The organism is Streptomyces sp. NPDC045695, assembly GCF_056432025.1.
Genome location: NZ_JBWKJU010000005.1, coordinates 1 through 20,473, shown reverse-complemented (window position 1 = coordinate 20,473; position 20,473 = coordinate 1). Strand labels below are relative to the sequence as shown.

At 72.1% G+C, this 20,473-nt stretch carries 18 protein-coding genes and 1 pseudogene; 4 read left to right on the top strand and 15 right to left on the bottom strand.

All coding sequences use genetic code 11. From position 1 onward, the window contains the following. The 4 genes from AC07DU_RS11115 to AC07DU_RS11100 all read right to left on the bottom strand — a co-directional run bounded on the left by AC07DU_RS11115 (position 1) and on the right by AC07DU_RS11100 (position 3,928). Entirely contained in the window at positions 1–474 is a 474-nt protein-coding gene (locus AC07DU_RS11115; protein WP_479110790.1) for an anti-sigma regulatory factor, read from the bottom strand. Beyond that, complete coding sequence (locus tag AC07DU_RS11110; RefSeq protein WP_479110788.1) at positions 458–865, bottom strand: STAS domain-containing protein; 408 nt, start codon at positions 863–865, stop codon at positions 458–460. Before AC07DU_RS11110 ends, AC07DU_RS11115 begins: the two co-directional genes overlap by 17 nt. Then, a complete protein-coding gene (locus AC07DU_RS11105) occupies positions 862–1,749 on the bottom strand; it encodes an STAS domain-containing protein (RefSeq protein ID WP_479110786.1) in 888 nt (295 codons plus the stop codon). Before AC07DU_RS11105 ends, AC07DU_RS11110 begins: the two co-directional genes overlap by 4 nt. 196 nt (positions 1,750–1,945) lie before the next feature. Further along, positions 1,946–3,928 carry an APC family permease gene (locus AC07DU_RS11100; RefSeq protein ID WP_479110784.1) on the bottom strand — a complete coding sequence of 661 codons (1,983 nt, stop codon included), beginning with the start codon at positions 3,926–3,928 and terminating at the stop codon, positions 1,946–1,948. Between the two features lie 293 nt (positions 3,929–4,221). Between AC07DU_RS11100 and AC07DU_RS11095 the strand changes: the two genes are divergently transcribed. Further along, positions 4,222–4,854 carry a hypothetical protein gene (locus tag AC07DU_RS11095; protein WP_479027895.1) on the top strand — a complete coding sequence of 211 codons (633 nt, stop codon included), beginning with the start codon at positions 4,222–4,224 and terminating at the stop codon, positions 4,852–4,854. Positions 4,855–4,871: 17 nt separating this feature from the next. Here the strand turns inward: AC07DU_RS11095 and AC07DU_RS11090 are convergent, their stop codons facing one another. After that, the gene (locus AC07DU_RS11090; RefSeq protein ID WP_479110782.1) at positions 4,872–5,564 is read right to left on the bottom strand and encodes a hypothetical protein; all 693 of its coding nucleotides are present in this window, start codon (positions 5,562–5,564) and stop codon (positions 4,872–4,874) included. A 291-nt stretch (positions 5,565–5,855) separates the two neighbouring features. On the opposite strand from AC07DU_RS11090, the pseudogene AC07DU_RS11085 reads away from it, so the two are divergent. Both AC07DU_RS11085 and AC07DU_RS11080 read left to right on the top strand, forming a co-directional pair. Next, positions 5,856–6,071, top strand: a pseudogene (locus AC07DU_RS11085) (IS256 family transposase); the annotation flags it as partial. A gap of 42 nt (positions 6,072–6,113) precedes the next feature. Further along, positions 6,114–7,097: a GNAT family N-acetyltransferase gene (locus tag AC07DU_RS11080; protein WP_479110780.1), complete on the top strand. Its 984-nt coding sequence runs from the start codon at positions 6,114–6,116 to the stop codon at positions 7,095–7,097. Between the two features lie 251 nt (positions 7,098–7,348). On the opposite strand, the gene AC07DU_RS11075 is transcribed toward AC07DU_RS11080, so the two are convergent. The 10 genes from AC07DU_RS11075 to AC07DU_RS11030 form a co-directional block, all read right to left on the bottom strand. After that, positions 7,349–11,524 (bottom strand): tetratricopeptide repeat protein, encoded by a 4,176-nt coding sequence (locus tag AC07DU_RS11075; RefSeq protein ID WP_479110778.1) that lies wholly within the window; start codon positions 11,522–11,524, stop codon positions 7,349–7,351. Next, positions 11,521–11,976, bottom strand: a complete 456-nt coding sequence (locus AC07DU_RS11070; protein ID WP_479027900.1) for a hypothetical protein — start codon at positions 11,974–11,976, stop codon at positions 11,521–11,523. Before AC07DU_RS11070 ends, AC07DU_RS11075 begins: the two co-directional genes overlap by 4 nt. A gap of 126 nt (positions 11,977–12,102) precedes the next feature. Beyond that, positions 12,103–13,104, bottom strand: coding sequence for a TIGR03842 family LLM class F420-dependent oxidoreductase (locus AC07DU_RS11065; protein ID WP_360889393.1), 1,002 nt, complete (start codon positions 13,102–13,104; stop codon positions 12,103–12,105). An 18-nt stretch (positions 13,105–13,122) separates the two neighbouring features. Continuing rightward, on the bottom strand, positions 13,123–14,523 hold the full coding sequence (gene hydA, locus AC07DU_RS11060; protein ID WP_360889396.1) for a dihydropyrimidinase: 1,401 nt from the start codon (positions 14,521–14,523) through the stop codon (positions 13,123–13,125). Positions 14,524–14,535: 12 nt separating this feature from the next. Then, positions 14,536–15,831, bottom strand: coding sequence for an aspartate aminotransferase family protein (locus AC07DU_RS11055; protein WP_479110776.1), 1,296 nt, complete (start codon positions 15,829–15,831; stop codon positions 14,536–14,538). Continuing rightward, on the bottom strand, positions 15,828–16,670 hold the full coding sequence (locus AC07DU_RS11050; RefSeq protein WP_453373041.1) for a nitrilase-related carbon-nitrogen hydrolase: 843 nt from the start codon (positions 16,668–16,670) through the stop codon (positions 15,828–15,830). Before AC07DU_RS11050 ends, AC07DU_RS11055 begins: the two co-directional genes overlap by 4 nt. Positions 16,671–16,850: 180 nt before the next feature. After that, positions 16,851–18,422, bottom strand: a complete 1,572-nt coding sequence (locus AC07DU_RS11045) for a hypothetical protein (protein ID WP_479110774.1) — start codon at positions 18,420–18,422, stop codon at positions 16,851–16,853. Positions 18,423–18,521: 99 nt separating this feature from the next. Further along, positions 18,522–18,902 carry a PPOX class F420-dependent oxidoreductase gene (locus AC07DU_RS11040; RefSeq protein WP_360889408.1) on the bottom strand — a complete coding sequence of 127 codons (381 nt, stop codon included), beginning with the start codon at positions 18,900–18,902 and terminating at the stop codon, positions 18,522–18,524. A gap of 91 nt (positions 18,903–18,993) precedes the next feature. After that, positions 18,994–19,173, bottom strand: coding sequence for a hypothetical protein (locus tag AC07DU_RS11035; RefSeq protein WP_360889411.1), 180 nt, complete (start codon positions 19,171–19,173; stop codon positions 18,994–18,996). 125 nt (positions 19,174–19,298) lie between these two features. Further along, positions 19,299–19,550, bottom strand: coding sequence for a helix-turn-helix domain-containing protein (locus AC07DU_RS11030; protein WP_479110772.1), 252 nt, complete (start codon positions 19,548–19,550; stop codon positions 19,299–19,301). A gap of 64 nt (positions 19,551–19,614) precedes the next feature. Between AC07DU_RS11030 and map the strand changes: the two genes are divergently transcribed. Further along, on the top strand, positions 19,615–20,382 hold the full coding sequence (gene map / locus AC07DU_RS11025; RefSeq protein WP_479027912.1) for a type I methionyl aminopeptidase: 768 nt from the start codon (positions 19,615–19,617) through the stop codon (positions 20,380–20,382). Positions 20,383–20,473 lie beyond the last annotated feature (91 nt).

Below are 20,473 nucleotides of genomic sequence, written 5' to 3'. Positions count from 1 at the left end.
TCAACGCCGCCACCGCGTGGTGATGATCGTCGTACCGGCGCCCGGCTCCGTGCGCACTTCGAACTCGTCCATCAGGCGGCGCGCTCCGCCCAGTCCGTGGCCCAGGCCCACCCCGGTGCTGTAGCCGTCGGTCAGGGCGGCCGCCAGATCGGGGATGCCCGGTCCGTGGTCACTGATCGTCAGGCGCAGCCCGGTGCGTCCTTCGTCCCGCGCGGAGTGGATCGTCAGGTTCCCGCCGCCGCCGTGGACGTAGGCGTTGCGCGCCAGTTCGCTGGCCGCGGTGATGACGCGGGTCTGGTCGATGATGGAGAACCCGGCCGCGACCGAGGCCGAACGGACGGCGTGCCGGACCATGAGCAGGTCGTCCTCCGTGGTCAACGGGATCCGGAGGGGTCCGTCGCCGTGGCCGGCCGGCTGCGGGGCGTCCGGACGGTCACCGTCCCTGGTGTGCCTGCCGTCAGCCAGTGGCCTCATGTGGCGCCCCTTCCCGGGGCGGCGCCGTCCGGGTCCAGCCCAGCGCGGCCATGCCCTGTTCGGCGTGCAACGCCGTTTCCACGCCGGTCAGTTCGATCCCCAGCTCCACGAGGGTGATGGCCACCGGAGGGCGCATCCCCGCGACGATCACCCTGGCTCCCAGCAAGCGGGCCATGCTCGTGACCTCCATCAGGTTCCGTGCCACGAACGAGTCGATGATCTCCAGGCGGGAGATGTCGATGAGGACACCCCCTGCCCGATCGGCGGAGATCCGCTCGGTGAGCTCCCGCGCGAAGGCGACGGCCGACTTGTCGTCCAGCTCGTCGAGCAGCCCGGTGACCAGCACGTCGCCGAGACGCAGGATCGGCACGGCCGAGGAGGGCGCCGTCACCGGATGACCGGAGCACAGGGAGCCGGCGCGGAACCGCCGGTGATCTTCATGGCTTCGGACAGGGCCTCGGCGAGCGTGGCCCGGGTGAGGATGCCGAAGAGGTCGATGCCCAACTGCGCGATGGTCTGGGCGATGGTGGGACGGATCCCGCTGATGACGCAGTCCGCACCCATCAGGCGCACCGCCCGCACGGTCTGCATCAGGTGCTGGGCGACGGCCGTGTCGACGGTCGGGACCCCGGTGATGTCGATGATCGCGACCTGGGCGTCCTCGTCCTGGATGGCTTGGAGCAGGTTCTCCATCACCACCTGGGTGCGCGCGGTGTCGAGGGTGCCGATCAGGGGCACCGCGACGACCTGCCGCCACAGCCGGACGACCGGCGTCGAGACCTCCAGCAACTGACGGCTCTGCCGCCGGATGATGTCCTCGCGGCCTTCCACGTAGGTGGCGAAGGACAGCGCGCCGGCCGCGTCGAGGAGCCGGTTGATCAGCAGCGCCGCGGCGAGCAGCGCGTGGGTGTCGTCGATGCTCTCCTGGACGATCCCGAGCAGGACCTCCTTGACGGCCAGTACGGACAGCGAGGTCGCGGTCGGCGCCGCCCCGGCCCGCGCCCGGCGCAGCGACAGGTCCCGGACCACCTCGCACAGTTCGCGGTGCTCGGCGGCCACCTGCTCCACCGGCAGCGCGCTGTCCAGACCGCTCAGGAGCGCGGAGGCCAGCACGTCCGCTTCGTAACGCAGGTCGCGCTCGCTGTTCGCGGGATCCATGGGGGCCCGCTCCATCTGGAGCAGGACCCAGCGGTCAGCTATGTCGTCGGCCCGGCCCTTCAGCGACTCCAGTACGAGACGTCGGACATCGGCCGTACCGGCCGCACTGCTGACCACGCGGGTCTCCCTTCACTGGCTGCCCGCGCGCCCCCGTCGGCAGCAAGAGTTGATGCATGGCAATAGTTGCTCTACGGCAAATATACGCACAGCGGGCCCTGCGGGGAAAGGTCGAACGAGTCAATACGGGCAGAACGGGCCGAAGTCCCTCTCGGTGACGGCGGCTCGGCAGCCGAGGCGCGGCCCTGGAGTCGGGTCAGCCACCGACATGGATGCCGGGGCGGCGGTCGGGGTCGGGTTCGTTGCTGCGGATGATCTCGCGGGTGACCGGGGCGGTGTCGCCGCGGCCGAGGAGGAAGTAGCGGACCATGTGGACCAGTGGGCTGCCCTCGGCCCAGGCGAAGTAGCAGTGCGGCTGGACCTCGGTGACGTCGCGCAGGGCCAGCAGGATGGCGGCGATGGCGTTCGGGGCGGCCGGGGCGTCGGCGCGCAGGATCCGGTGGCCGTCCACTTCGACGCCGCGGACCGTGAGGGTGTCACTGAAGTCGGAGGGGTCGACGACGTCGATCTCCAGGAAGAGGACGTCCGCCTGCCCGGGTACCGGATTGACGCCGCGCTGTTCGCGCTCCTTGGCGCTGTACTCGGCGTGGTCGCCGCCCTGGCGGCGGTTGGCGATGATGTTGATGGCCCCGTCATGGGCGAGGGTGTCGTCGATGAAGCGGCGTGCGTCCTCTTCGAAGACGATGCGGTCGGCGCGCAGTTCGGTGGTGCGCGAGACGCGGGAGACCAGCGAGACGACGATGATCCCGGCGATGAAGAAGGCGGAGATGGCGATGCCGTCGGGCTTGTCGACGATGTTGGCGACCAGGGCGTAGAGCAGGACCGCGGTGAGCAGACCGAAGCCGACGGTGGTGGCGCGCCGGCGTCGGCGGGCGACGGAGACGGTGACGGCGAACGCGCCGGAGACCATCATCGCCAGGATGCCGGTGGCGTAGGCGCCGGCCTGCTTGTCGACGTCGGCGTCGAAGGCGATCGTGATGAGGATGCACAGGGCGGTGTAGACGATCACGACGGGGCGTACGGCGCGTCCCCATTCGGGGGCCATGCCGTAGTCGGGGAGGTAGCGCGGGACGATGTTGACCAGCCCGGCCATGGCGGAGGCCCCGGCGAACCAGAGGATGAGGATGGTGCTGATGTCGTAGACGGTGCCGAACGCCTCCCCGACGTGTTCGTGGGCGAGCCACGCCAGGGCCCGGCCGTTGGCAGCGCCTCCCGGTTCGAACGCCTCGTGGGGGATGAGGAGGGTGGTGACGAAGCTGGCCGCGAGCAGGTAGACGCTCATCACGAGGGCGGCGGTGGTCAGCAGGCGGCGGGCGTTGCGGACCCGCGAGCGAAGCCGCTGTTCGGGGTCTTCGCCGCCGGCGGCGATGAGGGGCATCATGCTCACGCCGGTTTCGAAGCCCGACAGGCCCAGCACGAGAAGGGGGAAGGCCAGGAGCGCGGGACCCATCAGCTGCCCGAAGCCCCCTCCGCCGTCGAAGAGGGCGTCCGTCCACTGCGACCAGGCGCCGGGGGTGGTGAAGACGTGGACCAGGCCGACGCCGATGACGACGGCGTTCAGCGCCAGGAAGACCGCGACCAGCGGGATGGCCACGCTGACGGCTTCGCTGAACCCGAGCAGGAACACCCCGCCCAGGACCAGCAGCAGCACGACCGTCAGGGCGACCTCGTGGCCGTGCAGCACGGCGGGGAAGAAGGGGTTCTCCACCACGTGCACGGATGCGTCGGCCGTGGACAGGGTGATCGTGATGATCCACGAGGTCGCCACGAACCCGAGCAGGACCAGCACGAACAGCTTGCCCCACCAGAACGGCAGCAGGTCCTCCAGCATCGCCACCGACCCGGCCCCGTTGGGGCTCTCCTTCGCCACCCGCCGGTACATCGGCAGCATCCCCAGCAGGGTCAGCGCCACGAGCAGCAGCGTCGCCAGGGGGGAGACCGCCCCGGCGGCGAGCGCGGCGATCGCCGGCACGTACGCCAGGCTGGAGAAGTAGTCCACGCCCGTCAGGCACATCACCTTCCACCACGCCTGCGGCTCGGTATGGCCTTCACCGGCCGCCGGCCCCACCGGCTGGACCCGGTGGCGCAGCATCCACCGCGCCAGTGCGCCGGACGGCTGCTCCGCGGCGGCGGGGCTGTCCACCACCTCCGGCATCACCCGCTGGCTCGTTTCCTTCATGTCCCCCATCAACCCTTCCTGACCTACGTGGCATTGCGTGCGCGAGGGCCGCTGGGCCCGGGGCCGCGCGACGATCACCGAGTATGGGGCCGCCCGAGCCCGGGCCTGCACCCGGGGCGGCCGCCGCACCGCTTCCTGCCCCGTATGCCCCGGGGATCGCCGAGCACCCTTGACGCATCCCTCACGCGCGGGGGCCGCCGACGGGCTCTCAGAAAAACCCCCGCCGCACCCGTATGTCATGGACGGGCCATTCGTGCATCCTTGCGGTGGACAGGGAGAGGGGCTACGCCACCATGAACAGATCAGCCTCCAGGGGTTCGACCCGGGTGGGCCTCGTGCTCGGTGCGGCTCTGGCGTCGGTCGTGCTCTGCACCACCGTGAGTGCGGCGGCGCCCGGGACCGCGAGCGGGGGCGCGGGCAGGGACTTGGCCGCGCGCCCGGCCGGCGAGCGCGGCTGCCCCCTCGTGTACTTCGACCTGGGCGAGACCCTCGTGCACACCGCCGAGGACGGCAGCATCGCCTACCGGTCCGGAGCGGCCTCCTATCTGCGCGCCCTGCGCGAGCGCCGCATCACGATCGGCCTGATCACCAACGTGCCGCCCTCCTGGGGCACGACCGACGCCGAGCGGGCCGCCAGACTGAAGAAGGAGGTCGACGCCAAGTGGAAGGGCTCTGTGCCCTTCGCCTGGGAGGACTTCGGCGGCCGGATCCTCACCCCCCGCACCGAGGCGGAACGCAAACCGGCTCCCGTCCTCTGGCAGCGCGCGCAGACCGAGTCAGGGCACTGCCGGCTCGTCTTCCAGGCGGAGACGGCCGAGGAGGTCGAGGTGGCGGCCTCGCTGGGCTTCGTGCCGTACCAGATCGGACAGCCCCACCGGCCCGCGTTCCTCCCGGTCGGACTGGTCCAACTCCTCGGTCACCGCTGAACCTTCCGCGATCCTCCTCAGACCGACCGGGCCAGGGCTGTCATCGCGGCAAGGTCCGTCTCCTGCCTGGGGGCCGGGGTCCGGGGCCAGAGCAGTTCGTACGCGGTCTGGATGCGGAAGACCTCATCGGCGAAGGAGCGAACGGCCGCCTCGGTGACCGTGCCCCGCTCCGCGTGCTCGATGAACCTCTCGCACGCCTCCGCGGCGCCCTCGCAGTCGTCGTCGAACTCGAACCGCGCACAGAGCGCGTCGACGGCGTGGGCGCGCGAGGTCAGATGACCGACTCCGCAGTCGAGCCCGTCGTCGGCGAGGTCGTCGGGGTACGGCGCGCGGTGCCAGGAACCGCCCTCGAACCAGTAGACGCATTCGACCCGTCCCCGCTCCGGAAGGTCGTTGCCGAGCTCATGGCGCACCCAGTCGGGCGCCCCGGCGAGGAGGTCGATCGGCGGCTCGTACCGCCCGGTGGTGCCGGAATCGTCCCGCCCGAAGAGAACGGCCCGGCCGGCGTCGGCCCGGGTCATCGTCCACCGGCTGCACGCACCGTCGTCGTAGCGCAAACGGCTGCCGCCGTCGCCGCGGTCGAGCCAGTACCCGTACCGGAAGCGCTTCTTCTCCTCCTGGGCGTCCCAGGTCGCCACGGCGAACGCCGTCCAGCGCGCCCACAACGCCTCCGGCAGGTCCTCCGGCCGTCCCGGACGATGCATCCTCATGCCCACCACACCTCTCAGTTCTTGCATCCGGCCCCGGACCTTATGCGGAGCCAGGCTCTTGGAGATGTGTGCACGGGACGGTGGGGCCTCGTGGTCCCAGGTGTGCGTCTTCCACAGGCCGGAGCGCAGGAACGCGCGGGAGCAGCGGAAGAGATCTACTCGGTCCACGAGCAGGGCCATCGCGGGCCGGTGGCCCTTGACCGTCATCCCGACCATGGCGTGCCCAGTCCGGCGCCACGCATCAACGACAAGCGCATCGACGAGGCAACCGGCGAGCGCAAGCGGTTCTCCGTCGAGTCGACCTTTGCGACCGTCCGTCTGCGGACCAAGGTTGCCAAGGACGCCGGATCCCGGGCCGCCGCCCTGGCGATGGTCTTCAAGCTCGTCGAGCCCGCCCAGGCCCGCTGGCGAGCCGTGAATGCACCCCACCTCGTTGCCCTCGCCCGCGCGGGGGCCCGCTTTGAACGCGGCCAGCTCGTTGAACGGCCGCAGACGACCGCGGCGTGAATAAGGTGGCGGACCTGCCTCGAAGTTCGAGATCATCCGGTCATGTTGGATGGCACGGCAGGACAGGACCTTCCGGTCGGCTTCGGGTTCCGGCCGTATCGCGGCGACGAAGACCACGGCGCCATGGCCGCGGTGCGGCTGGGGTGTGTTGAACGGGACCGGGTCGATGTCCATTCGGTAGTGGAAGGGCTCCCGACGGCGCCCGAGATCGCCGAAGCTTCTGCCAAGTTGGAGGAGCCGTCCAAGAACCAGATCCTGGTGGTGCTCGACGGGAGCGTCGTCGGCTACTCGACGATCCGGTGGTGGCAAGAGCGGGACGATACGTGGCTGTACCTGCACCGCGGCTACCTCTTGCCCGAGCATCGCGGCCAGGGCATCGGCTCAGCCATGCTGAGGTGGTCCGAAGAGCGGATCCGCCAGCTCGTCGAACAGCATGGAACGGCGCGGACAGCAGTGATCGGCGCGAACGCCATGGCCTCCGAGCAGGACGCCACGGCCCTTCTGCGCGCAGCCGGCTACCGACGTGTCTTCAGCCTGGTCGAGCTGGAGCTGGGCGATCTGCAGCAGGTGCCCGAGCCGGGCAGCGAGCTGCCAGCCGGGATACGGACAGGGCCGATCGGGACGAGCCACTACCGTGCAGCCTGGAGGACGGTCGTCGATTCGTACGTGGACCCCGGTTTCACTCAGAGATGGCCTTTCCAGGACTTCGTCGACACCGCCGACCCGGCATGCTGGAGGGCTGCCTGGAACGGGCAGGACATGGTCGGCGTCGCCCTCTGCTCCATCCACCGTCACGACCACACCGTGGGCGAGGTGGAAGAGCTGAGTGTCCGGACGGACCAGCGACGCCTCGGAATCGGCCGGGTCCTGCTGCTGGACGGGCTGCGGAGCCTTCGCGAGCAGGGTGCAACGACCGCTCGGCTGTTCACGGGCACGGCAAATCCGCACCGGTCCTACGACCTTTACGAGAGTGTGGGGTTCCGGCGGCAGAACGAGTACGTCCGTTACCGCAAGCCGCTTGCTTGATAGACCGCCGGCGAGCGGAGAGGGGGCCATTCGATGAAACAGGCTCAGTGCCCTCAAGTGGATTCCGTCGGTTCGACCCGACGGATGGTCGTCGAGCTGAGGGATTCGTCGTCGTAGGAACGGTGACCTGCCCGAAGAAGTAGCCTGCCTCGCCAGACGAACGACGTGTCCCCCCGCTGTCCATCCGGCGGGGAGACACGGCACTCACCTGACTCGGGGGAAGGCCGCGCGGGCGCGGCGGTGGCGGAGGGTCAGTCGGGTGCGCGGAAGCCCCAGCGGCGCCGGGGCTTCTCCCTGGCTCCCCTGAACAGTCGACCGCTCAGCAGCTTCGCGGCCGTCGCGTCGCCCGCCGCTGCGGCCCGCCTGTACCACTGTTCGGCTTCCGCCCTGTGCCCGCTGTGGAAGAGCAGGTACCCCATGTTGACCATGGATGTGACATCGCCGGCGTCGCCCGCGCGCCGAAGCCACGGCTCGGCTTCGCGCCACCTGCCGAGCTCGCAGAGCAGGCTCCCGAGCGGCCCCATCGCCCCGACCTCGCCGCGCTCGGCGGCACGCGTAAGCCACCGTTCCGCCTCCGGGACCCGGCCGGTGCGCCCGAGCAGGAGCCCCAGGTTGACCATCGAGCCCAGGTCTCCCTCATCGCTCGCGCGCCGGAGCCATGGTTCGGCCTCGCCCAGCTTGCCGGCCTCGCACAGGCGGATGGCCAGGGCGGTGACGGCAAGCAGGTGTCCGGACTCGGCAGCCCGGCGGAACCACTCTTCGGCCTCGGCGGGCCGCCCGGTGTTCTCCATGAGTACGCCGAGGTCGTACTGGGCGCGGTCGAATCCGGCGGCCACCGCGCGCCGGTAGGCGTCCTCCGCCTCCCGCGTCCGGCCCGCCTTGTAGAGGAGCGTTCCGAGGTTGCTCATCGCACTCGCGTTGCCGGCGTCGGCTGCCTGCCGCAGGAATGGTTCCGCTTCCCGTGCCCGGCCGCTGTCGTACAGGAGGATGCCAAGGGTGCCGGCGGCCCGTGGATGGGCCGCCCCCACGGCCTGGCGTAACGGGAGTTCGGCTTCCTCCGCCCGCCCGGTGGTCATCAGGAGGACTCCGAATTCGTAGAGGGCGGTGGTGTTGCCCGCCTCGGCGGCCTTGCGCAGCCACGGCTCCGCCTGGGATCCGCGGCCCGTTCTGACCAGTCGCTCGCCGAGCAGGCTCATGGCGGTGACGTCGCCGCTGCGGGCGGACTGCTCCAGCCAGGGTTCGGCCTCGGCGCCCCGGCCCCGGGTGAGCAGGGCGCCGGCCAACAGCACGATGGCCGTGGGCTGGCCGGTCTCGGCGGCGCGCCGCAGCCATGGTTCGGCCTCGTCCATCCGGTCCGCCTGTTCCAGCAGACGGCCGAGGTGGATCATCGCGGGTATGTGGCCCGCCTCGGCTTCCGCCCGGTAGGCACGTTCCAGCTGGTCCTTCGCGTCGTGTGCGTCGTGTGCGTCAGGTCCGTGGGGACCGTCGGGTCCGTCGGGTCCGTCGGGTCCGTCGGGTCCGGCGGTGGCCGTCTCCGCGCGCCGCCGGGCGGCCGTGAGGCGCACGTCGGCGGCCTCTTCGCCCCGGCCGAGGCGCTCCAGCAGGTCGGCGAGGAGTGCGTATCCGCCCAGGAGGTCAGCGGCGTACGCCTGCGGGTCCCGTTCCGCCAGATCACGAAAGACAAGGACGGCCCGGGCCGCCACGACGAGTCCGTCGTCGAGATCGGTGTCCAGTACGGACCTGACGAACGCGTACGCCCACTGGGCACGCGCCAGCTCCGGGAGGCAGGACCCGGAGTCGGATGTGTTCGACTCGCCGTCCGATTCCCCGCTCAGCTCCTGCGCCAGCCCCAGGGCCAAGCGCGAGCAGTCGAGGGCGTCCTCGCGCCGGCCGGTCTGCGCGAGGAACCCGGCGTGGTTGCGCAGCGCCGCGGCCAGGCCCGCCCGGTGCGCGCCGGAGTTCTGGTCGGTCAGTTTGTCCCAGGCCGTGATCGCCTGCCGGGACCGCTCCAGGGCCTCTTCGCGGAGTCCGAACGTCCACAGTTGTCCGGTGTGCGTGGCCAGGGCCTCGGCGAGTTCCGGCAGGTGGCTTCCCGGATTGATCTCAGCCAGTTCCGTCAAGTGCTCGACCGCCACCGCGGAACCGGCCACCGCCCCCACCAGGTCCCCCGCTGCGGCGTCCAGGAGCGACTGGTTGAGCGACAGACGTGCCTCCATGGGGCGGACGAAGGCGTGGTCGACCTCGCCCAGGCCACGCAACTGCTCCGTGGCACGGCGGTAGTGGTCGCGCGCCTCCTCGTGCCGTCCCTCCTCGTACAGCAGGCTGGCGTGGTTGGCCAACGCCATGCCCGCCGAGAGCGACTGGACGCGGGGCAACGGAATGGAGTCGGGCAGCGACGATCCGATCAGCTCGACCGAACGGGCGGAACACTCCAGGGCCGCGCGCCGCTGTCCGGCCTTTGCCAGCCGGTTGGCGTGGTTCCCCAGCGCCTCCGCGAGCAGCACCGCATGGGCCTCGGGGTCGGCCCGCACCAGGGCCTCGTAGAGGTCCACGGCCTGCCGGGACCGCTCCATGGCCTCCGCGTGCTTCCCTGCGTGCGCCAGGGCGACCGCCAGCGAGGACAACGCCCCGGCCCGCTCCTGTGCCGGGGCCTCGGGGTGACCGTGGAGGTCCACGGTCCGCCGCGCGTACGTGAGTGCCTCCGCCCACCGCCCCGCGCGGCCCAGGCGCAGCGCGAGGTGCCGGTACAGCCCGGCCCGTCCGGCATCGGAGGCGCCGGGTTCGACGAGGGCGGCCAAGCGTACGGCGACCGCGGCCAGGCCGGTGTCGAGGTCCACGTGCGGCATGCCGCCCAGCCTCCGGAACGCGGCCCGTTCGATGGCTTCGAGGATCTCCGGGCCGGTCCCGTCGATGGCGCTGATGGCCACCAGGGCGGCGCTGCCCGCGTCGAGCGCGATGTCGGGGTGGTCCCGCAGCAGGGGGTGCAGGACCTGTTCGGCGAGGTGGGGCCATCGGTCGGCCGCCGAGGCCAGGAGGGTCACGGCGCGCGGGGCGACGGCGGCGGCGCCGGGCGCCGTCAGCAGTGCCTTCGGGACCCCCACCGCCCACGCGTCGGCGCGGTAGCCGGTGACCGTGTGCCCGGGCACGGTCAGTGCCAGGAAGTCCTCGGCCAGCCGGTCGGGGTAGAGCGGTTCGAGTACGGTGCGCGGGTCCAGCGGCGGGTAGACCCGGGCGTGGTCGCGCAGGAGGGACCTCTGGGCCCCGGGTCCGTCGGCCACGCCTGCCCGTTCCAGGGCCGTCGCGGCCGCCTCCCAGGTGGAAGCGCCGGTCAGGGTGGCGACGAACGCGACGCTCGCCATGTCGTCCGGTGGGGTACGGAAGTCCAGGCCGGCCGCGCCGTTCTCGTACAGCCTCCGCCAGTTCTCGTGCTCCCGCTCCAACAGGTAGGCCGACATCCCGGCCGGGTCCCGAGGGGCCGTGCGCCCGTGGACGTGCGCGTCCACGGCGACGAGGGCTGCCATGTGCACGGTGAGCGTGAGCCCGAAGGCGGGGTCCGCCAGCGACACCGCGGAGGGGGCCGATGCCGCGTCGGGTCGCCCGTACAGTTCCGCGAACTCGGTGCGCGCGGTGGTGAACATGCGCTCCCGGTCACCCGGTTCCGCCGCCAGTGGTGCCAGCTCGCACTCGGAGGCATCGGCCCGTGCACCGATCATGGACTTCACCGCCGGCCACGCGTGCGGCGTACGGGCCATCAGCAGGACCCGTACCGGAACCCGCGCCCCTTGGTCGCCGCCGCGCGGGCCACCGTCGAACATGCTGTTGGCGAACAGCCAGGCCAGGTCCCGCAGGGGCCACCGGTCGGCGTAGTCCACCAGGACGAGCAGCCCCCGGAGGTGGCCGGCGCGGGCGTCGTGACTGCCCGCGGACTCGGGCAGGACCGTCCCGCCGTGCCGGACGACGATCGTCTTCCACCCCTGACGGACGGACCGCGCGGCGAAGTGATCGGCCAGCCGGGTCTTGCCGCAGCCGCCCGGGCCGTGCAGCCAACGGACGGCCAGGGCGCGACCGTCGTGGCCGGTGCTCCGGCCTCCGGCAGGGCTGTGGCCGCCCGCACCCGGGCCGCGCCACCGGATCAACTCGTCCACCTCGGCCTCGCGCCCGGTGAACGGCACGACCGCGTTGCCCGCGTTGAGCAGTCGGCTGGGCTGCTCGATCCAGGCCGGGTCCGGATCGCCGTCCGGGGGTTCGTGCTCGGCGAGTACGTACACGGGCCGGCCGTCACCGTGGATGTGGACGTCCGCGTTGATCGCCCCGTACGCGAAGCCGTCGAAGGCGTAGACGTTCTGGACGATCCTGGCGCCCGCGGAGCCGTCGCCCCGCAACGCCTCTGCGGGCCCCTCCCCACCGGGTGACCCGGGCACCGTCATGCCTGGGTGTCCGACGACGGGAGCGCGCCGGGACCGGGCGGGGCGGCGGGGGCATGGTTGTGGATGCTGCCTCCGATCACGCCCTGCGCCGTCGAGTTCGGAGCGCTCGCCGTGATGTGCTGGGTGGTGGTCGTCGTCACCTGCGGGTGTTCGCGCCGCATCTCGGCCAGGAGCTGCTCCAGTTCGCCGCGGGCTGCCGGATCGGTCAGCAGCAGGTCGCGCAACCGGGTCTCCCATACCACCGCCACGCGCGCCCCGACATCGGGGTTCTCGGGCTGCGCGTCGGCGAGTTCCCGGGCCGAACGCTCCAACTCCGCCGCCATCCGCTCCTCGGCGCCCTCACGGCGCCAAAGCCTCGGCAGCCTCTGCGCGGCGCCCACCAGCCCGGTGGCCAACGCGGTGACGAGCACGGTGCCACCCTCGTGTGCGAGGCTCTCGATCACTTCCGACATGGTCGGTTTCCTCCCTGCGCTCCTTCGGCGGCGGCTCGAACAACCGCTCCACACCAGACGCTACGAGCCGACGGCCGACGACGCAGGAAGATCACCGAACAGGCAGGTCACCGGAGGCGGCGGGGATCAGTCGCGCAGCGCCGGGATGACGTGCTGTCCGTACGCGTCGATCGTGGCCTCCCTCGCGTCGTGCATGTCGTACACCGCGAACTGGTCGACGCCGAGGTCGCGCAGGGCCCGGAGCTTCTCGATGTGGGCCTCCACCGGGCCGAGCAGGCAGAAGCGGTCGACGATCTCGTCGGGGACGAAGTCGGTGGAGGGGTTTCCGGTGCGGCCGTGGTGGCTGTAGTCGTAGCCCTCGCGGGCCTTGATGTACTCGGTGAGCTCGTCGGGGATCATCGAGGAGTGCTCGCCGTAGCGGCCGACGAGGTCGGCGACGTGGTTGCCGACCATGCCGCCGAACCAGCGGCACTGGTCGCGGGCGTGCGCCAGGTCCGCGCTCACGTACGCCGGCGCCGCCACGCAGATGGTGATCGCGGACGGGTCGCGGCCGGCCTCTACCGCGGCGTCCCGCACCGATTTCACCATCCACTCGGTGAGGTAGAGGTCGGCGAGCTGGAGGATGAACCCGTCGGCCTTCTGCCCGGCCAGGGCCAGGGCCTTGGGTCCGTACGCGGCCATCCACACCGGGAGTTTCCCGTCCCGGATCCACGGGATGCGGACCGGGTTGCCGTCGACGACCGCCTCACGGCCCTCGGCCAGGTCGCGGATGACGTCGATGGCCTCGCCGAGCCGGGCCAGGGTGTTGGGCTTGCGCCCGGCGACCCGCATCGCGGAGTCCCCGCGCCCGATCCCGCAGACGGTGCGGTTGCCGTACATGTCGTTGAGGGTGGCGAAGGTGGAGGCGGTCACCTCCCAGGTGCGGGTCCCGGGGTTGGTGACCATGGGCCCGACGTGCAGCTTGCGGGTGTGCTCCAGGATCTGGCTGTAGATGACGAACGGCTCCTGCCACAGCACGGCCGAGTCGAAGGTCCAGCCGTAGCGGAAGCCGTTGCGCTCGGCACGGCGCATGAGGCTGACCACCTGCGCGGCGGGCGGGTCGGTCTGCAGGACGAGGCCGAAGTCCATGGGGCGGCTCCTTGAGCTTTACAGGTACTGGCAGGTGGAGCGGGGGATGAAGACCCCGTGTCCCGCCCGGCCGGTGAATTCGCGTTGGTCGATGACGAGTTCCCCGCGCGAGAGCACGGTGTCGACGCGTCCGGTGATCCGCTTGCCCTCGTACGCCGAGTAGTCCACGTTCATGTGGTGGGTCTCGGCGGAGATGACCTGCTCGGCGTGCGGATCGTAGAGGACGATGTCGGCGTCGGAGCCCGGCGCGATGGTGCCCTTCTGCGGGTAGAGGCCGAACATCCGGGCCGGGGTCGCACAGGCGATCTCGATCCAGCGGCGGCGGCTGATGTGCCCGTCCAGGACCGCCTGGTGGAGGAGGTCCATGCGGTTCTCCACCCCCGGCAGCCCGTTGGGGATCTTGGAGAAGTCGCCGCGGCCCAGCTCCTTCTGGCCCCGGAAACAGAACGGGCAGTGGTCCGTGGAGACCACCTGGAGGTCGTTCGTCCGCAGCCCCCGCCACAGGGCCGCCTGGTGCTCGCGCGGCCTCAGCGGGGTGGAGCAGACGTACTTGGCGCCCTGGAAGTCGGGCTCCGCCAGGTTGTCGGTGGACAGGAAGAGGTACTGCGGACAGGTCTCCCCGAAGACGGGCAGGCCCTTGTCGCGGGCCGCGGCCAGCTCGGCCACCGCCTCCTCCGCGGAGACGTGGACCACGTACAGGGGCGATCCGGCGACCCGGGCGAGCTGGATCGCCCGGTGGGTGGCCTCCGCTTCGAGGAGCACCTTGCGGACCTCGCCGTGGTGGCGGGGATCGGTCTCCCCGCGCGCCAGGGCCTGTTCGACGAGGACGTCGATCGCGATGCCGTTCTCGGCGTGCATCATGATCAGCCCGCCGTTGCCGGAGGCCCGCTGCATGGCGCGCAGGATCTGTCCGTCGTCGCTGTAGAAGACGCCCGGATAGGCCATGAACAGCTTGAAGGAGGTGACTCCCTCCTCGACGAGGAGGTCCATCTCCTTCAGCGTGTGCTCGTTGACGTCCGAGAGGATCATGTGGAAGGCGTAGTCGATCGCGCACTGCCCGTCGGCCTTGGCGTACCAGGCGTCGAGCCCCTCGCGCAGGGCGTGGCCCACGCTCTGCACCGCGAAGTCGACGATGGTGGTGGTGCCGCCCCAGGCCGCGGCCCGGGTGCCGGTCTCGAAGGTGTCCGAGGCGGAGGTGCCGCCGAAGGGCAGCTCCATGTGGGTGTGCGCGTCGACCCCGCCCGGGATGACGTACTTCCCGGTCGCGTCGATCGTGCGGTCGGCCGTCCAGGCCGCGGCGGCGGCCGAGCCGTGCGCGGCGAGGGCGGCCACGCGGCCGTCCTCGATCAGGACGTCCGCGTGCAGTTCGTCGGCGGCGGTGACGACGAGGCCGCCGCGGATCAGGGTGCGGATGCTCATGGGTGAGTCCCCCTACTGGATGCTGCGCAAAGCCTGTTCGAGGATCTCGGCGCCCTCTTCCGCCTCGGAGACGGTGAGGGAGAGCGGCGGGGCGATGCGCAGGACGCTGGTGTTGTGACCGCCGCCCTTGCCCAGCAGCAGGCCGCCTTCGCGGGCCGCCTCCAGTACGGCGGCGGCCGCGTCCGGGTCGGCCTCGTCAGTACCGGGCTTCGTCAGTTCCAGGCCGGCCATCAGGCCCCGGCCGCGGACCTCCCGTACGGCGGGCACGTGCGCGGCGATGGCGCGCAGCCGCTCCAGGAGCAGGCCGCCGACACGGCGGGCGTTGCCCTGGAGGTCGTGTTCGAGCAGGTACGCGAGGTTGGCGACGCCGGCGGCCATGGTGACGGGTGAACCGCCGAAGGTGGAGATGGAGTTGGAGTCGAGGCAGTTCATCACCTCGGCGCGGGCCACGACTCCGCCGATGGACATGCCGTTGCCGATGCCCTTGGCGAAGGTGAGGATGTCCGGCGGGCCGTTCTGAGCGTGGGCCTGCCAGCCCCAGAAGTGGTCGCCGGTGCGGCCCCAGCCGGTCTGCACCTCGTCGCTGATCCACAGGATGCCGTGGCGGTCCAGGACCTCGCGGAAGGCCCCGTACAGGCCGTCGGGCGGGGAGGTGAACCCGCCGACGCCCTGGATGGGTTCGGCGATGAGTGCGGCCACTCCCCCGCGGGCCTGGCCCAGTACGTCGTCCAGGTCCGCGACGGCGGCCGCGGTGAAGGCGGCGTCGTCGAGGTGGGCGAAGGGGCCGCGGGAGCGGACCGCGCCGTGCACGTAGTACGTCTGGAGCGGCGAGAGGCTGGTCGGGGACCAGCCCCGGTTGCCGGTGATCGAGACGGTGGAGAAGGACCGGCCATGGTAGCTGTTGCGCATCGCCAGGATCTGGTTGGAGCGGCGGTACGTGGTCGCGAGCAGCAGGGCGGTGTCGTTGGCCTCGGTGCCGGACGTGGTGAAGAAGACGCGGGCGTCGGGGATGCCGGACAGGGCGGCGACCCGCTCGGCCAGCTCGATCATCGGCCGGTTGAGGTAGAGCGTGGAGGAGTGGATGATCCGCCCGGCCTGTTCGGAGACGGCCTTGGTGACCTCGGGCAGGGCGTGCGCGGTCATCGTGGTGAGGATGCCGCCGAAGAAGTCGAGGTAGCGGTTGCCGTCGGCGTCCCAGACGTGGCGGCCCTCGCCGTGGGTGAGCTCGATGGGCTGCTTGTAGTAGAGCGCGAGCCAGTCGGGCAGGACGGTGCGGTGGCGACTGTGGAGCGGGATCGGGTTGGTCACGGCTGTACGAGTCCTCCGTAGGCGTCGGGGCGGCGGTCGCGGTAGAAGGCCCACTGGGTGCGGACCTCTTCGATGAGGCCGAAGTCGAGGTCGCGGACGAGGAGTTCCTCTTCCTTGTCGCTGGCGACCTCGCCGACGAACCGGCCGCGCGGGTCGACGAAGTAGCTGGTGCCGTAGAAGTCGTTGTCGCCGTACTCCTCCTGGCCGACCCGGTTGATGGCGGCGATGAAGTACTCGTTGGCGACGGCGGAGGCGGGCTGTTCCAGCTGCCACAGGTGCGAGGAGAGGCCGCGGTGGGTCGCGGACGGGTTGTAGACCAGCTGAGCTCCGGCAAGGCCCAGTTGCCGCCAGCCCTCGGGGAAGTGGCGGTCGTAGCAGATGTAGACGCCGACCTTGCCGACGGCGGTGTCGAAGACCGGCCAGCCGAGGTTTCCGGGGCGGAAGTAGTACTTCTCCCAGAACCCCCTGACCTGGGGGATGTGGTGCTTGCGGTACTTGCCGAGGTAGCTGCCGTCGGAGTCGATGACGGCGGCGGTGTTGTAGTAGAAGCCCGCGCTCTCCAGCTCGAAGACCGGTACGACGATCACCATGCCGGTCTCGCGGGCGAGGTCCTGCATGCGGCGGACCGTCGGGCCGTCGGGGACGGGCTCGGCCCAGCGGTAGTGCTCGGGCTCCTGGACCTGGCAGAAGTAGGGGGCGTTGAACACTTCCTGGAAGCCGATGATCTGTGCGCCCTGGGCGGCGGCCCGGCGGGCGTGCGCCTCGTGTTTGGCGATCATCGATTCGGTGTCTCCGGTCCAGGTGGCCTGGACCAGCGCGGCGCGGACGACTTGGGCCATGAGCTGCTCCTCGCGAACGGGAACGCCGGGTTCTACGCACGTAGACGGAGTACGTAGGGAGTAGAACGTAGGCCTCGTCACAGCCCGGGGCAAGACCGCCTTGCACAGTTGGAGTAGTCGATCACGTTACGTCGCCCCTCGGTCGATTGCGGTCAGCAGGCGGGCGGGTTACGTCTCGACTCAGGGGGTGACGAGGCCTGCTACGCGTAAGGCGTGGGCGAGGTCGCGGTGGTGGGACCCGGCCAGGGCGCGGGCCGCCCCGAGCAGGCGCGGGGCGAACCACTGCGGGTCGCGGCGGGCCAGCCCGGCCGCCTCCTCGGCGGTGCGGACCCGGACGAAGGCGCCGAGGAGTGCCTCGGCCTCCCGGATCCGGCCGGCCCCGTCGAGGGCGAGCGCCGCGGCCGCGACCTCGGCGGCCGGACGGGCCGCGCCCTGGCGCAGCAGGCGGTCACAGTCGGCTCGCCGGCCGGCGTCCCCGAGGGCGGCGGCGGTGGCCGCGAGGTGCCCGGGCGGGAGCGAGGCCGCCTCCCAGAGCAGGGTGTCCCAGTCCGCCGCGAGCCCGGCGCGGGCCAGTGCGGTGGCCAGTGCGGGCAACCGCCCTGCGGGCCAGGCCGCGGCCTCGCACAGCAGCGCGTGCGCCTCCCCGCTCCGCCCTTGCGCGCGCAGCGCGAGGAGCTCGGCGGCGAGGGCCTCCGCGCGGCGCTCTTCACCCGCCCGGGGGTAACCGGGGCGCTCCCCGGCCCCCGCGGGCGGTTCGACCAGGGCGTCGGCGGACACCGGCTCCGGCCGGGACCCGGGGGCGCCCGGGGCGGCGGATTCGGGGGCCCGCCCTTCGCGCCTGCCGAAGCGGGTGCCGCGGGGCGCGGGATCCTGCGGGGTGCCGAAGCGGGCGCCGCGCGGGGCGGGAAGGCCGCCGGGCTCGGGCCCGGGCTCCGGGCCGGTACCGCCCGGGTGGCCCGGCGGGGCGGTGAACGCCGGGGCCGCGGGGGCGGCCGAGCCGGCGTACCGGGCACCCCCGGCTCGCCGCCCACCCCGCAGCCACCGCCCCTCGGCCCGCCCCACCGGCCCTTCGGCCGCCACCGCGGTTCCGGCGTCAGCCGGCCCGGACCCTCCACCCCACCCCGACTCCCCGTCGTGCACGGCCCGCACGTCGGGCGCCGCCCCAGCCTTACCGCGCCCGGCGTGTGGGGCCGGCGGTGGGCCGGGGTTGGTTCGTCCGGGCGGTGGGGGGACCGGGGGGGTCGGGTGGGCCGTCGGCGGGGCTGCGGGTGGGGGTTGTGGCGACGGGGCCGGTCCCAGTGCGTCGGCTTGCAGGGCCGTCAGGCGGGCCGCGAGGTCCTCGTAGCGGGCGGCCGCGCGGGCCGCGTCGTCCTGGGTCCAGGAGAGCTCCCGGGACAGGGCGTCGGCCCCGGCCCGGTCGGTGGTCGTGCCGAGACGCGCCGTCAGGCTCCGCAGGGCCGCCTCGGACTCGGCCCGCTGGGAGGCGGACGCCGCGAGCAGGGTCCGGAGCTCCGCCTCGCCGCCCGGCAGCCGGTCCCACACGGTGACGGCCGCGGCCCGCAGCCGCGCCGCGTGTGCGCTCTCGCGCGCCGCGAACTCCGCGCCCCGCGCCACCGCCAGGTCCCGCAGCAGCGATTCCACCACGTCCCAGGGCGGCATCGCGGCCCCGTCGAGACAGGCCCGCATCCCCTCCGGATCCCGGCGCAGGAACTCCCCGTACCAGCCTGCCCCGGGATCCAGCCTCTGCGTCAACCCCCGCAAGTACGCGCAGAGTTGACTGATCGCCGGCGAAGTCGCGCTCTCCATGACCGCATTGGACCCCACCTGTGTTACGGGCGGGCTACGGGAGCCTCAAAGCTTGACGGCGATCGCGGTGTGCGGGCGCTTCCCCCGCCGCGCCAGGGTGGCGGGTACGTCCACCATCCAGAACTGCCACGTGTACTTGCGCGACAGCAGCTTCCGCACCCGCCGCAGCCCCGCCTCGTCGAGCAGCCGGGCCTCGCCCTCCCGCACGGGCGCGCCCTCCACGACGCGCCCGCGCACGTCGCACGCGGTGACGGTGACCCGGCCGCTGTTCCTGATGCGCTTGACCTTCCACGAATCGCTGCGCGTCCACACGTACAGCTCACCGCCGTCGGCCGCCGCCCACACCGGCGTGGCCACGGCCGTGCCGTCCTTGCGGAAGGTGGTCAGACTGACGTACCGCGCCCTGCCGAGCTCTTCGAGATCCATACCGAGACCCTAAGCGGGCGGGGCCGTGTGGGTGCCCGGCGGTCCGCGCCCCCCGGATGACGCGGACCGGGCGGACTTGCGTCCGTGATCCTCACGGCGTCGCGCGCTGGAGCTCGGTGTGGCCGGCGACGACGCCCGGGTGGTGGACGAGCACGTCACCGGAGCGCGGCGGGCCGTCCGGGGCGGCGCAGGCCGCGAGCAGCAGGCCGCCCGCGAGGAGGGCGCCGACGAGGCCGAAACCGAGTCGCTGGGATGCGTTCGTGGCTGACACGCATTCACGCTTCCCCCGCGCTCCGGCGGTCCCACCGCGATTGGGCCGATCGGCCTGCGGGCCCGCCCGAACGGCAGATCCGCCGACCAGAGCAGAGGCCCAGAGCAGAGGCCCAGAGCAGCCGGTCAGACGGGGACCGCGGCGCTGCGCCTGAGCAGGTCGTCCAGGGAGAGCCCGAGCGTCTCGGCGAGGGCGGCGACCGTGAAGAAGGCGGGGGTGGGCGCCCGGCCCGTCTCGATCTTGCGGAGCGTCTCGGCGGAGAGCCCGGCGCCGGCCGCGACCTCGACCATGCTGCGGCTGCCCCGGGCCTCGCGCAGCAGCGCGCCCAGCCGCTCGCCGCGCTCGCGCTCTTCGGGGGTGAGAGGAGTACGAACCATGCCCTCATCCTACCCGGCACGCCAATAACTATCCCGTTATTCTTATACCGGTATAGTTATTGGCATGGTGGAACTGAAGACGGACCGAGAGATCGACGAGATGCGCGCCGCGGGCCGGGTGGTGGCCCAGGCGCTGGCCGCCGTACGGGCGGCCGCCCGCGTGGGGATGTCCCTGCTGGAGCTGGACGGGGTGGCGCGGGGAGTGCTCCGGGAGGCCGGGGCGAGCTCACCCTTCCTGGGCTACCGGCCGCGGTTCGCCCCGGTGCCCTTCCCCGCCGTGGTGTGCGCCTCGGTCAACGACGCGATCGTGCACGGCATCCCGGACGCCTACCGCTTGCGGGACGGCGACCTGGTCAGCATCGACTGCGGGGCGAAGCTCGACGGCTGGGTCGGGGACGCGGCGGTCAGCTTCACCGTCGGCCGGGCCCTCCCCGCCGACCTCCGGCTGATCGGGACCGCCGAGGCGGCGCTCGCCGCCGGGATCGCCGCCGCCGTGCCGGGCAACAGGATCGGGGACATCGCCCACGCCATCGGTACGGTCTGCCGCGCCGCCGGGTACGGGGTCCCCGACGGCTTCGGCGGCCACGGCATCGGCCGCGCCATGCACGAGGACCCGGGCGTGCCCAACGAGGGCCCGCCGGGACGCGGCATGAAGCTGCGCCCCGGCATGGTCCTCGCCATCGAGCCCATGCTGACCGCGGGCGGTACGGACGACTACCGGTGCGACGACGACGGCTGGACCCTGCGGACCGTCGACGGCAGCCGTGCCGCTCACGCGGAGCACACGGTCGCGATCACCGCCGACGGCCCGCGGATCCTCACCGCGGTCTAGGCGCTGTCGTCAAAGTAGCGCCGGTCAGGCCCGCGGTGTCCGGTGCCGTGCATCGCAAGGCGGAGGGGCGCCCGTGTACGGGACGTACTCG

What these genes read in the sequence shown, in the direction of transcription:
- AC07DU_RS11115 (WP_479110790.1), bottom strand. Translation starts at nt 474, where the DNA reads ATGAGGCCACTGGCTGACGGCAGGCACACCAGGGACGGTGACCGTCCG.
- AC07DU_RS11100 (WP_479110784.1), bottom strand. Translation starts at nt 3,928, where the DNA reads ATGAAGGAAACGAGCCAGCGGGTGATGCCGGAGGTGGTGGACAGCCCC.
- AC07DU_RS11095 (WP_479027895.1), top strand. Translation starts at nt 4,222, where the DNA reads ATGAACAGATCAGCCTCCAGGGGTTCGACCCGGGTGGGCCTCGTGCTC.
- AC07DU_RS11090 (WP_479110782.1), bottom strand. Translation starts at nt 5,564, where the DNA reads ATGAGGATGCATCGTCCGGGACGGCCGGAGGACCTGCCGGAGGCGTTG.
- AC07DU_RS11080 (WP_479110780.1), top strand. Translation starts at nt 6,114, where the DNA reads ATGTTGGATGGCACGGCAGGACAGGACCTTCCGGTCGGCTTCGGGTTC.
- AC07DU_RS11075 (WP_479110778.1), bottom strand. Translation starts at nt 11,524, where the DNA reads ATGACGGTGCCCGGGTCACCCGGTGGGGAGGGGCCCGCAGAGGCGTTG.
- AC07DU_RS11070 (WP_479027900.1), bottom strand. Translation starts at nt 11,976, where the DNA reads ATGTCGGAAGTGATCGAGAGCCTCGCACACGAGGGTGGCACCGTGCTC.
- AC07DU_RS11065 (WP_360889393.1), bottom strand. Translation starts at nt 13,104, where the DNA reads ATGGACTTCGGCCTCGTCCTGCAGACCGACCCGCCCGCCGCGCAGGTG.
- hydA (WP_360889396.1), bottom strand. Translation starts at nt 14,523, where the DNA reads ATGAGCATCCGCACCCTGATCCGCGGCGGCCTCGTCGTCACCGCCGCC.
- AC07DU_RS11050 (WP_453373041.1), bottom strand. Translation starts at nt 16,670, where the DNA reads ATGGCCCAAGTCGTCCGCGCCGCGCTGGTCCAGGCCACCTGGACCGGA.
- AC07DU_RS11040 (WP_360889408.1), bottom strand. Translation starts at nt 18,902, where the DNA reads ATGGATCTCGAAGAGCTCGGCAGGGCGCGGTACGTCAGTCTGACCACC.
- AC07DU_RS11030 (WP_479110772.1), bottom strand. Translation starts at nt 19,550, where the DNA reads ATGGTTCGTACTCCTCTCACCCCCGAAGAGCGCGAGCGCGGCGAGCGG.
- map (WP_479027912.1), top strand. Translation starts at nt 19,615, where the DNA reads ATGGTGGAACTGAAGACGGACCGAGAGATCGACGAGATGCGCGCCGCG.